Annotated in this window: 17 protein-coding genes; 10 read left to right on the top strand and 7 right to left on the bottom strand. The window is 34.0% G+C overall.

Annotated features, from left to right (window positions below; all coding sequences use genetic code 11):
* The coding region (locus tag OEW78_RS09125) for a hypothetical protein (protein WP_300326994.1) at nucleotides 1-232 on the top strand (232 nt) is incomplete at its 5' end.
* 323 nt (nucleotides 233-555) lie between these two features.
* Nucleotides 556-735 (top strand): hypothetical protein, encoded by a 180-nt coding sequence (locus OEW78_RS09120; RefSeq protein WP_300326993.1) that lies wholly within the window; start codon nucleotides 556-558, stop codon nucleotides 733-735.
* A gap of 51 nt (nucleotides 736-786) precedes the next feature.
* On the opposite strand, the gene OEW78_RS09115 is transcribed toward OEW78_RS09120, so the two are convergent.
* Entirely contained in the window at nucleotides 787-933 is a 147-nt protein-coding gene (locus tag OEW78_RS09115; protein ID WP_300326992.1) for a hypothetical protein, read from the bottom strand.
* A 203-nt stretch (nucleotides 934-1136) separates the two neighbouring features.
* Nucleotides 1137-1265: a hypothetical protein gene (locus OEW78_RS09110; RefSeq protein ID WP_300326991.1), complete on the bottom strand. Its 129-nt coding sequence runs from the start codon at nucleotides 1263-1265 to the stop codon at nucleotides 1137-1139.
* 128 nt (nucleotides 1266-1393) lie between these two features.
* Between OEW78_RS09110 and OEW78_RS09105 the strand changes: the two genes are divergently transcribed.
* Nucleotides 1394-1999, top strand: coding sequence for a hypothetical protein (locus tag OEW78_RS09105; protein ID WP_300326990.1), 606 nt, complete (start codon nucleotides 1394-1396; stop codon nucleotides 1997-1999).
* Nucleotides 2000-2008: 9 nt separating this feature from the next.
* On the opposite strand, the gene OEW78_RS09100 is transcribed toward OEW78_RS09105, so the two are convergent.
* Nucleotides 2009-2335 carry a helix-turn-helix domain-containing protein gene (locus tag OEW78_RS09100; RefSeq protein WP_300326989.1) on the bottom strand — a complete coding sequence of 109 codons (327 nt, stop codon included), beginning with the start codon at nucleotides 2333-2335 and terminating at the stop codon, nucleotides 2009-2011.
* A 132-nt stretch (nucleotides 2336-2467) separates the two neighbouring features.
* On the opposite strand from OEW78_RS09100, the gene OEW78_RS09095 reads away from it, so the two are divergent.
* The 3 genes from OEW78_RS09095 to OEW78_RS09085 are packed head-to-tail and all read left to right on the top strand — an operon-like array spanning nucleotide 2468 to nucleotide 3761.
* Nucleotides 2468-2896 (top strand): universal stress protein, encoded by a 429-nt coding sequence (locus OEW78_RS09095; RefSeq protein WP_300326988.1) that lies wholly within the window; start codon nucleotides 2468-2470, stop codon nucleotides 2894-2896.
* Nucleotides 2897-3331 carry a universal stress protein gene (locus OEW78_RS09090; protein ID WP_300326987.1) on the top strand — a complete coding sequence of 145 codons (435 nt, stop codon included), beginning with the start codon at nucleotides 2897-2899 and terminating at the stop codon, nucleotides 3329-3331. It begins immediately after the preceding gene.
* A gap of 13 nt (nucleotides 3332-3344) precedes the next feature.
* Nucleotides 3345-3761, top strand: a complete 417-nt coding sequence (locus tag OEW78_RS09085; protein WP_300326986.1) for a universal stress protein — start codon at nucleotides 3345-3347, stop codon at nucleotides 3759-3761.
* Between the two features lie 93 nt (nucleotides 3762-3854).
* Here the strand turns inward: OEW78_RS09085 and OEW78_RS09080 are convergent, their stop codons facing one another.
* Nucleotides 3855-4028, bottom strand: a complete 174-nt coding sequence (locus tag OEW78_RS09080) for a hypothetical protein (RefSeq protein ID WP_300326985.1) — start codon at nucleotides 4026-4028, stop codon at nucleotides 3855-3857.
* 58 nt (nucleotides 4029-4086) lie between these two features.
* Nucleotides 4087-4395 (bottom strand): hypothetical protein, encoded by a 309-nt coding sequence (locus tag OEW78_RS09075; protein ID WP_300326984.1) that lies wholly within the window; start codon nucleotides 4393-4395, stop codon nucleotides 4087-4089.
* Nucleotides 4396-4582: 187 nt separating this feature from the next.
* On the opposite strand from OEW78_RS09075, the gene OEW78_RS09070 reads away from it, so the two are divergent.
* Both OEW78_RS09070 and OEW78_RS09065 read left to right on the top strand, forming a co-directional pair.
* A complete protein-coding gene (locus OEW78_RS09070) occupies nucleotides 4583-5050 on the top strand; it encodes a universal stress protein (protein WP_300326983.1) in 468 nt (155 codons plus the stop codon).
* Between the two features lie 509 nt (nucleotides 5051-5559).
* A complete protein-coding gene (locus tag OEW78_RS09065) occupies nucleotides 5560-5700 on the top strand; it encodes a hypothetical protein (RefSeq protein WP_300326982.1) in 141 nt (46 codons plus the stop codon).
* 122 nt (nucleotides 5701-5822) lie between these two features.
* Here the strand turns inward: OEW78_RS09065 and OEW78_RS09060 are convergent, their stop codons facing one another.
* Complete coding sequence (locus OEW78_RS09060; RefSeq protein WP_300326981.1) at nucleotides 5823-6242, bottom strand: hypothetical protein; 420 nt, start codon at nucleotides 6240-6242, stop codon at nucleotides 5823-5825.
* Nucleotides 6243-6723: 481 nt separating this feature from the next.
* Between OEW78_RS09060 and OEW78_RS09055 the strand changes: the two genes are divergently transcribed.
* A complete protein-coding gene (locus OEW78_RS09055) occupies nucleotides 6724-6897 on the top strand; it encodes a CDGSH iron-sulfur domain-containing protein (RefSeq protein ID WP_300326980.1) in 174 nt (57 codons plus the stop codon).
* 243 nt (nucleotides 6898-7140) lie between these two features.
* Here the strand turns inward: OEW78_RS09055 and OEW78_RS09050 are convergent, their stop codons facing one another.
* The gene (locus OEW78_RS09050; RefSeq protein WP_300326995.1) at nucleotides 7141-7254 is read right to left on the bottom strand and encodes a CxxC-x17-CxxC domain-containing protein; all 114 of its coding nucleotides are present in this window, start codon (nucleotides 7252-7254) and stop codon (nucleotides 7141-7143) included.
* A 436-nt stretch (nucleotides 7255-7690) separates the two neighbouring features.
* On the opposite strand from OEW78_RS09050, the gene OEW78_RS09045 reads away from it, so the two are divergent.
* The gene (locus OEW78_RS09045; protein WP_300326979.1) at nucleotides 7691-8443 is read left to right on the top strand and encodes a hypothetical protein; all 753 of its coding nucleotides are present in this window, start codon (nucleotides 7691-7693) and stop codon (nucleotides 8441-8443) included.
* Nucleotides 8444-8466 lie beyond the last annotated feature (23 nt).

Raw genomic sequence — 8466 nt, 5'->3', positions numbered from 1 at the left:
AATCCCGCCCATCTCAGTTGCAGGAATGATCAAGCTGGTGAAGCTTGCAGCCAACATCACCCCTGCAGCAAGGCCTAAAGATGCGTTGATGACTTTAGACGAGACATTTTTTACAAGAAAAACACCTGTTGCCCCCAGAACATTCATGACTGCAAGAAAAAGCCCTCCTAAAACGGCCAAAGAAACAATATCCAGATCTTTGACATACTCGATGATTTCCAAGCAACATTAGTATGACAGATAAAAAATTAAATGCATTGCCAATATTCAGTTCGAAGATGCTGCCTTGGGGTCCCTTGATTACATCATATCAAAAAGAAAAAACATGTCAATCATTACGATTCCCATCCATGACTATCTGGTATTGATATCTGCCGAATCTAATACAAAGATTGAGCCTATGATTGATGAGATAATCCAGTCTTTGAAGCACATGTAACGTAATAATTAAAACAGCAAGCTATTGCACGTAACGTGATTTTTCAGCATTAATTGAAAGCCAAATTTCAAAAAAGAGAATTATTTCGTATATACTAGTCATGCATTACAAAATCAATGAGTTTCAAACCCGACAGAGAGCAAAATCCTAACATACTGGACATCCTTCTGAGCAAGAATTCAGAAAAAACAATTGATCCGGACACGCTGATAAAAAATGTGCAAAACAGAATTAACAAGGCATTGGAAAAAGGATATCAACATACACGAGTAATTGATTCCTCTGAAAATTCCTGAGAAAAAATATGTTTTAATGATTGATACTGCTTTAACTAATTCAAGTATTGTTTATCTATCCAAATTTCCCACGCCGCTATCGGCAGATACTTGTTCATAGTTATTGGTGTGACAATTAGGACAAATTTCTTTTGAAAACTTTCCATGGTATACGGTTCCACAATCGGCGCACACCTTCAAATCTTTTACATCTATCATGTCAATGTACTATGCTGTTTGAACTTAAAGATTTGTGGTTGAATATTTCTTTAGATCCCTTCATTATTTTATCTTCCAATTTTTCACTTTTCTGAAATTTCAAGAATACACATACGATGTAATCGATGAACGCAAAGCAGTTTCGAATGAAAGTAAATATGCCAAAAATTACAAAATAAAAATATTATTTTTAATACATTATGCTATATCCAAGGATCAGATTCATCATCCCAGGATTCTGCATTTTTGGGGAATTCTATTACTGATTTACTGTTCTTAACTTCTGATAGCATACATTCATCTGAGCAATGAGTGGCCTGTGTATTTTTCATTATCCGCCCACATTTTTTACAAAATTTACCCATGCATTTACGTGATTTTTAGTAATAAACTGTCATCGAAGATTGTCAGACTTGGAAATGCTCTGATTCTATAATTTCTTTGAACTACTTTAAGTGCCATGTCAACATTAGAGGATATGGCTATTTCTACTGTAAAAACAAAACATCACCTTCATAACAAAGAAAAAACAAAAACGGCAACATTTCGATTGCCTGAAAACTTACTTGCAGAGTTGGAATCTGAGGCTACACAAAAAGAGATATCACAAAACGTCATGGTAAAACAAATTCTTGAAAAATTTATCAGATGGGATAGATTCAATGACAAAATTGGAATGATTCCTGTTCCTAAAGGGATATTGACATCACTTGGAATTAGTTTGGAAAGTTCAGATATTAACATGATAGTGGATGTTCTAAAACCCATTATCAAAGACAATGTATTATTCATGAAAGGAAAATATGATTTGAAACGATGCATAGAAACTCTAGAAGATTATATGCGAGCATCAGGTATGAAATCAGACCACAGAGTTGAAGGTTCACTACATCATTTTATCATACAACATGGGCTTGGAATGAACTGGTCTCTGCTTACAGAACAATTACTCAAAGAAATATTTCATGAATTCTTGCCGGATACTAAAGTCAAAGCACAAACTACAAAAACTACCGTGATTGTTACCGTTTCATTAGGTGTTGATTTTAATGAACATGAATATTAGAAAAAGAAATTAATTGAGAATTAACTCAACTTCTGTTTGCCCGTTGTCAAATGAACTTTGAATTCCTCTGACTTTGCTTTTGTACATGAACAGTCTTTTTCCATCATCAGTAATCATTCCAGACGTTGCAACCAGTTTGTTGTCATGAAGGGTTTGAATTCTTCTGTATACAGTACTCATGGGAATCTTAGTCTCAGAAGTGATTTCAATTACTGATTTTGGAGCATGCATGATCGATTCCAAAATGGATCTGCAATACTTGTCAGATAAAATTTCTAGCATGTCATCTTTTTGATTTGTTTCTTCGATTTTGAGGGTTTGTTGTAATGTTTGCATGAGTATTGTTATTCAAAATATGATATAGGGACTCAGTACACACTGTCTTACAAATGCACATTGTTATGATGTAAAAATCCATTTTTGAGAATCATGTGTATACCTTTAATTCAAATTTATATAATATGCTGTATGATTTTTAAAAATATTCTAGTGCCTTATGATGGCTCTAATTTTTCTAATAGGGCGTTTCAAAAAGCATTGGATGTTGCAAAAAAAGATGGCTCTAAAATTACTATATTTACTGTCATAGAAGGTGAATATTCTGCAATAATGGGACATTCTAAAATTAATCAACAAGTGATTAAAAAACAGCAAAGTGCTGCCAAAAAATATATTTACAAACTAGAGTCTTCAGCAAAAAATAGCAACGTCCCAGTGTCTGTGAAAATTAAACAGGGAAGTAAAATTGTCAATGAAATAATTAATTTTGCAAATTCTAAATTTAATCTTATAGTTATGGGTTCACATGGCAGAACAGGTTTGAATAAATTAATTCTTGGAAGTGTTGCAAATGGTGTTGCACAGCAAGCTAAATGCTCAGTAATGGTGATCAAGTAAATGACTTTTAAAAATATTCTAGTACCCTATGACGGTTCTGTCTATGCATTACGTGCTTTCAATAAAGCCATAGAGTTATCTAAACAACATAATTCAAATCTTAAAGTTGTTGCTTGTTTAGATGTTGCAAATTTAGGAGGATGGTACATTGATAAGCGAATCAACAAAGACATTATGAAAAAAGCAAAAAGCCTAACAGAAGATCTCTTCTCTAAATTAAACAATACTGCAAAAAAGAATTCTATCGGGGTTGATTTTAAAATTATAGAGTCAAACAACACTGTAAATGCACTAGTGTCATTTACAAAATCTAGAAATATTGACCTTGTCATTATGGGGTCTTCTGGAAGGGGAGGATTTGATAAAGTATTGTTGGGTAGTGTAAGTAATGGAGTTATGCAGAAAGCAAAATGTCCTGTTTTAATTGTAAAATAATTGAGATTGTGTTATGATAAAGAAAATCCTTGTACCTCTAGATGGCTCAAAGAACTCATCTAATGCACTAACAAAGGCAATCTATCTTGCAAAAAAGTGTGATGCTTCCATAACTGCTTTGTATGTTTTACGTGTTGCATATGATAATCCTAGTTTGCTCTATGTACCTCAAACACAAAATGAGCTAAAAAAAGTAGAAAGGTTTCTAGACACTGCAAAAAAGCAAGTCTCAAAAAACTCTGTTGGTTTTAAAAAGAAAACTCTGTTTGGGCATGAAGCAAAGCAGATTGTTGATTTTGCCCAAAAACAAAAATTTGATCTTATCGTGATGGGTGCAAGGGGACATGGTGGAATAAAGCAAATGATCCTTGGAAGTGTCTCTAATACTGTGGTACACAGTTCAAAGATTCCAGTATTGATTGTAAAGTAAATCTAAAACATGAAATTAAAATAAACTCTCAGAGTGTATTGAAGTAATTGTTTGATGCCGTAATTTTCAATAAAATAAATGCAAGTACAAAATTCAACCATCTTTGAGAACATAGTTCTTACACGAGCATTTAGCGCATAATATTTTTGATTGCAATTTTCCACTTGGCATTGATGTGCCTGGCAAGAAATCGCCATCACCAGTGCGACCCAACGCAAGTTGATGATCCTCTTTTGAATGCAGGCAATTTTTACAATCATCGTTCATTTTTATCTCTCAATTAACAAAATCATTTTAAAATATCATAACTTGACTTCCCTTTAAACTACTTGTGTTTTTTGCGATTGCTTTTTACTTCGTCATGCAAGTCTTTGACCAGAGATATTAACAATTCAACTTCATTTTTCTCCAGATTCTCAATATCGTTTATTTTTTTAATAATTATATGCTTTGTAGAAGATTCTACTGTTTCGGAAGTTTCTCCGGAAAAATCCTCCGAGAAGTTTATTTTTCCGGTGTCTTGGTTTATTTTTCCGGTAACATCAATTATTTTTCCGATGCTAAATGGATGGACGCCGTTGCCTGTTCTGTTTGCAATAACTGTTGCAACATCGTTTGCATTCCTGCTACCCATGGAACTCCACCAAATGCCCTCATCTATGAAAAGGCACAGATTCCAATCAAGGCAATGATAAGACACGGGATGGTTCTCAATGTAATGGCAATTGGTTTGATCTCGGCATTTACGATCCTTGTCTCAACTAAAATTCTAATCTAAAAACAACTTCAGGGTTTATTTAGAAAGGGGCCAAAAACTAATCATGTACAAAACTATTCTTGTACCTCATGCTGGGACAATCGCAGGAGATGAGGCACTAAAGCATGCAATTTTTTCAGCAAATAATGCATCAAGAATAATTATTTTACATATAGTAGAAGCAATGCAGTATCCTCCATCATTTGCATTGTCATCATCTGAACGAAAAAATCTGATGAAAAGTATTGATGATGCAAATGAGGAAATAAGAAAAGACATGGAGTTAAAGATGGAAAAATTGACTCAGCAATGTAAAGAAAAAGGCATCAAATCTGAAGTTAAAGTGCATATTGGAAATGCAGCTGAAATAATTTTAGATACTGTTGAAAAAGAAAATGTGGATCTGATAGTAATGTCAAAGAGAAGAAAACTAAAAGGGATGAAAAAACTATTGTCATTAGGCAGTGTCTCAAGAAAAGTTGTCGAAAACGTGACTTGTCCTGTAACTCTGATTGACATTGAAAATCTATGATTGCTTATTTAGCAAACTAGCCTGAATAAAATTATGTACAAAACAATCTTAGTTCTGGGATTTACAGAATCACATAGTTTCCAATATGTACTTAATTTTATTTGGTCCTTTTTGAGAATTAAACTGCAATTTTTCCCAGTTCCTCTAATTTGAAAGGAGAGAATAGTCATTGGTAATGAATCCCTTATTCTTGCTTAACTGTAAATGAGAGTTCTTGCTGTCAAGAATACAAAAAATAAGGGTTCATGTCATTTGAGAACCAATGAAAGAATAATCGCTGCCAATGTACACATTCCAATCATGGAATAATATTTGATTTTATTCTGCATGATGTGCATTTTGTTATATCTTTCTATTGTGTTAATTGATTTCATTTCTTAAACTCACCTGTACTGTGTTGTGTTTTCACATTCTTAAGATATGAGTCGGTTGACTCTAACTAGAACGAAATCAACCATTCCGTTGTTTAATAGTTTGATCAATACCGTATAATGTCTGAGGTGAAAGATATGCAATCTCAAAAAATTAACACATGGGACAAAATGGTACACGCCCCATTCAGAAAGGTCGTAAAATTCGATCTTATTTGTATGGGGATTGGCGTCGTAATGGGTATTGGTATTGGTGCCTTTATCGCAACCAATCTTTAGTTTCCAAGTGACGCCTCATTGAACAGATTATTTTATCTGTTCATTTTTTATTTTACTGACGCACACTGGATGTCTAACCATGTTGAGTTGTTTGTTCTTGGTTTGCACATTGTTTGATAAGATTACTTTTTCATCTTGTCAAGTTTTTTCTCAAATTCATCCCATTCTGAAATGATTGGCTTGAGCAGCTTGTTGGTCTTGCCTGCCAACTCTTGGGCTTTCTCGACAATCTCTTTTCTGGTTGCCTCATCTGCATCATTTGCAACCTCCAAAACCTTTCTTGTAACCTTATCCATCTTCTTCATGATTCCAGTCAGATGATCCATCATTTCCTGTAGTTCTTGGACTAAATCGTCTGCCAGATCTCCCAACTCTTCGATTAGTTCCTTGATTGCATCAATTGCTCCTTTTAGACTAGACAAAAGTTCTCTCAATGACAGTATCAAGTCATCAAGAATGTCTTTTGGCAATTCAAGAATGCCATCAATTAATTCAGTTGCCTTCTTTATTGCACTTGAAACTGAACCGCCTAATTGCCCCATGTATTGACTTGCTATTAAATTATTTATCCTTTTTAATGAATTTCCAAGATCACATGCAATGTGATTTTTACCTCAAAATCAACATGGCAACATATGCCGCATATCCACCCAATAGAAGAAATCCTTCTTTTCTGCTGATTACAAATCCTGAGCGCATGATTGGAATCTGGTGGATTGTGGTTGTACAACCGTTACAAAAATGAAAGAAGGGGCAACGTCGAAAACATATACTGACATTGGAAAGGCAGTTTGAAATGACTGCTTTTCTGATTTTTTTTATCAATTCGATGAAATGTTCCGAGAATTTCCGATAGTTTGATCGATGATACCTATCAATTCGCTATCAATTCGGGGATTTGTCGAAACTGTCGACACAAAGTTTGATCGATATTTGCAATTATTGTTGGTTTTTGAGCATTTTCAACAAACTATTACCACAAATCAGCATAACGCTTAACCATCATGACATACACAATATCTTATGGCAAACGTTACAATCAAAGCAAAGGAAAACGGTCCACTTTTAGTAGAAGTTGACGGCAACATAGTATCAAAATTATGCAGATGCGGCGCATCTGAAAGCAAACCCAAATGTGACGGAACACATGCAAAAATTGGATTCAAGGCAGAATCATCTGAAATCAAAATTGGATAATTCTCTCAAAATATCGATATGTTGAGATTTTAACCGTTAACAATTAGAAAGGGATTATTTTTGACATTTTTACACTGTTTTTGAAACTGGGTCTTGAACTAAAACAATAGTTCATTTGAAGGACTAAATTTTCATTTGACAATAATCCCTCATTGGTTTTTCAGAACTAATTGTTTTGGATGATCTTTGATTACTTTATCGTAATGTTTGCATGAATAATTCCATCAGTTAAACAATAACTGATTAATTTTGCATGTGATTCTTAAAACATTCACTGCAATAGACAGGTCTGCCGTCTTTTGGTTTGAATGGGATTTGGCAATCATTTCCACAGTCATCACATTTTGCATCAAACATTTCTCGGGATTTATCATATGACATATTTTTCTAAAGATAGGTTAGGCCGGGATTTATTAAAACCCTCATGATACTTGGCAACTGGACTTTGCATTTGTAAATCATCTTGCTTTAAAGTTAAATGCAAAAGATGTGATCTTTAATTGAGAAAAAGAAATGATTGAGAAAAAAGAATTTTACAAATACTGTCCTTTTTACAGTATAGCATTAACCCACACCGAATTAAAAGACGGAATATCAAATGACTATTGTCCTAAATGTCAAGAGCTGTTTGGAGAAAAAATATGAGATGTAGTGAAGATTATGTGCTTTGCAATGTTTGCAAAGTGCCAATACCTGCCAAAGACCTCGAAGACCATTTAAGAAAAAAGCACATTCATGACGTATAAAACATCACAATTAACATCTTTAATTACTCAATCCATGAATTAAACATATGAGCGAATTAAATCTGGCAAACCAAGAGAAATTCCTTAACAGCATCCTGAATGTCTCTGGAAATATCAGATATGTCATGATTTATGATTTGAAGGGAAACAACATCATTAAACGTAAGATGGATGGGGTGACAGATCTTTTGACTGATGAGGAGAACAAGATTGCCTTAAAACACACAGTTGATTCCTGGAATTTCCGAAACAGTCTTTCAGAGAAAATTGGAGATGCAAAGTATACACTACAAGTATATGAAAATCTCCTAAGAGTTCTCTTTCCGTTTGGAAAAGACATGATTCTTGTAATTTCCTTGGACAATGCAGGAAACCCTCATGACATAATTGCCAGAATTCAGACAATTTTGTCGGGACATTCACAAATAGATGATTCTGACCATGGTTTTGAAGACTCTCTGAAGCAGAGTTTCAAGTATTGGAGTGGAATTGATGAGGATTCGCCAATAAACTGCTACCTGGTTTGGAAGAAAATCCTAAAGGGCAATTCCGAACTGCTGAAAAATCAAACCATGGTGATAAATAACAAAAAACAAAATGCAGAGGAACCAATTATGACATTTTTGGAACATTGGTCACAGGCAATAGAGGAATCCAATTATGAAATGGCAAAATCTGCCATGCAAAAATGGGAGAAAGTATGGAACACGACTATTAATGATAATGCCTTGCTGTACGCTAAGATTTTAAAAATTTTACAAAAATCTTGGGAAGACATACAGAGCAAGAATATCGAATAATTGACAGATGTAAAAGAAGAATA

The sequence above is a fragment of the Candidatus Nitrosopumilus sp. genome, from assembly GCF_029882185.1.
GTDB lineage: Archaea > Thermoproteota > Nitrososphaeria > Nitrososphaerales > Nitrosopumilaceae > Nitrosopumilus.
Note: the sequence above shows the minus strand (reverse complement) of the source record. Positions and strands in the feature narration are given on the sequence as shown.

Excerpts from the sequence above, each read along its gene's own strand:
- OEW78_RS09085 (WP_300326986.1), top strand. The coding sequence starts at position 3,345 with ATGATAAAGAAAATCCTTGTACCTCTAGATGGCTCAAAGAACTCATCT.
- OEW78_RS09050 (WP_300326995.1), bottom strand. The coding sequence starts at position 7,254 with ATGTTTGATGCAAAATGTGATGACTGTGGAAATGATTGCCAAATCCCA.
- OEW78_RS09105 (WP_300326990.1), top strand. The coding sequence starts at position 1,394 with ATGTCAACATTAGAGGATATGGCTATTTCTACTGTAAAAACAAAACAT.
- OEW78_RS09120 (WP_300326993.1), top strand. The coding sequence starts at position 556 with ATGAGTTTCAAACCCGACAGAGAGCAAAATCCTAACATACTGGACATC.
- OEW78_RS09045 (WP_300326979.1), top strand. The coding sequence starts at position 7,691 with ATGAGCGAATTAAATCTGGCAAACCAAGAGAAATTCCTTAACAGCATC.
- OEW78_RS09075 (WP_300326984.1), bottom strand. The coding sequence starts at position 4,395 with ATGGGTAGCAGGAATGCAAACGATGTTGCAACAGTTATTGCAAACAGA.
- OEW78_RS09095 (WP_300326988.1), top strand. The coding sequence starts at position 2,468 with ATGATTTTTAAAAATATTCTAGTGCCTTATGATGGCTCTAATTTTTCT.
- OEW78_RS09115 (WP_300326992.1), bottom strand. The coding sequence starts at position 933 with ATGATAGATGTAAAAGATTTGAAGGTGTGCGCCGATTGTGGAACCGTA.
- OEW78_RS09065 (WP_300326982.1), top strand. The coding sequence starts at position 5,560 with ATGCAATCTCAAAAAATTAACACATGGGACAAAATGGTACACGCCCCA.
- OEW78_RS09060 (WP_300326981.1), bottom strand. The coding sequence starts at position 6,242 with ATGGGGCAATTAGGCGGTTCAGTTTCAAGTGCAATAAAGAAGGCAACT.
- OEW78_RS09110 (WP_300326991.1), bottom strand. The coding sequence starts at position 1,265 with ATGAAAAATACACAGGCCACTCATTGCTCAGATGAATGTATGCTATCA.
- OEW78_RS09090 (WP_300326987.1), top strand. The coding sequence starts at position 2,897 with ATGACTTTTAAAAATATTCTAGTACCCTATGACGGTTCTGTCTATGCA.
- OEW78_RS09080 (WP_300326985.1), bottom strand. The coding sequence starts at position 4,028 with ATGAACGATGATTGTAAAAATTGCCTGCATTCAAAAGAGGATCATCAA.
- OEW78_RS09100 (WP_300326989.1), bottom strand. The coding sequence starts at position 2,335 with ATGCAAACATTACAACAAACCCTCAAAATCGAAGAAACAAATCAAAAA.
- OEW78_RS09055 (WP_300326980.1), top strand. The coding sequence starts at position 6,724 with ATGGCAAACGTTACAATCAAAGCAAAGGAAAACGGTCCACTTTTAGTA.
- OEW78_RS09070 (WP_300326983.1), top strand. The coding sequence starts at position 4,583 with ATGTACAAAACTATTCTTGTACCTCATGCTGGGACAATCGCAGGAGAT.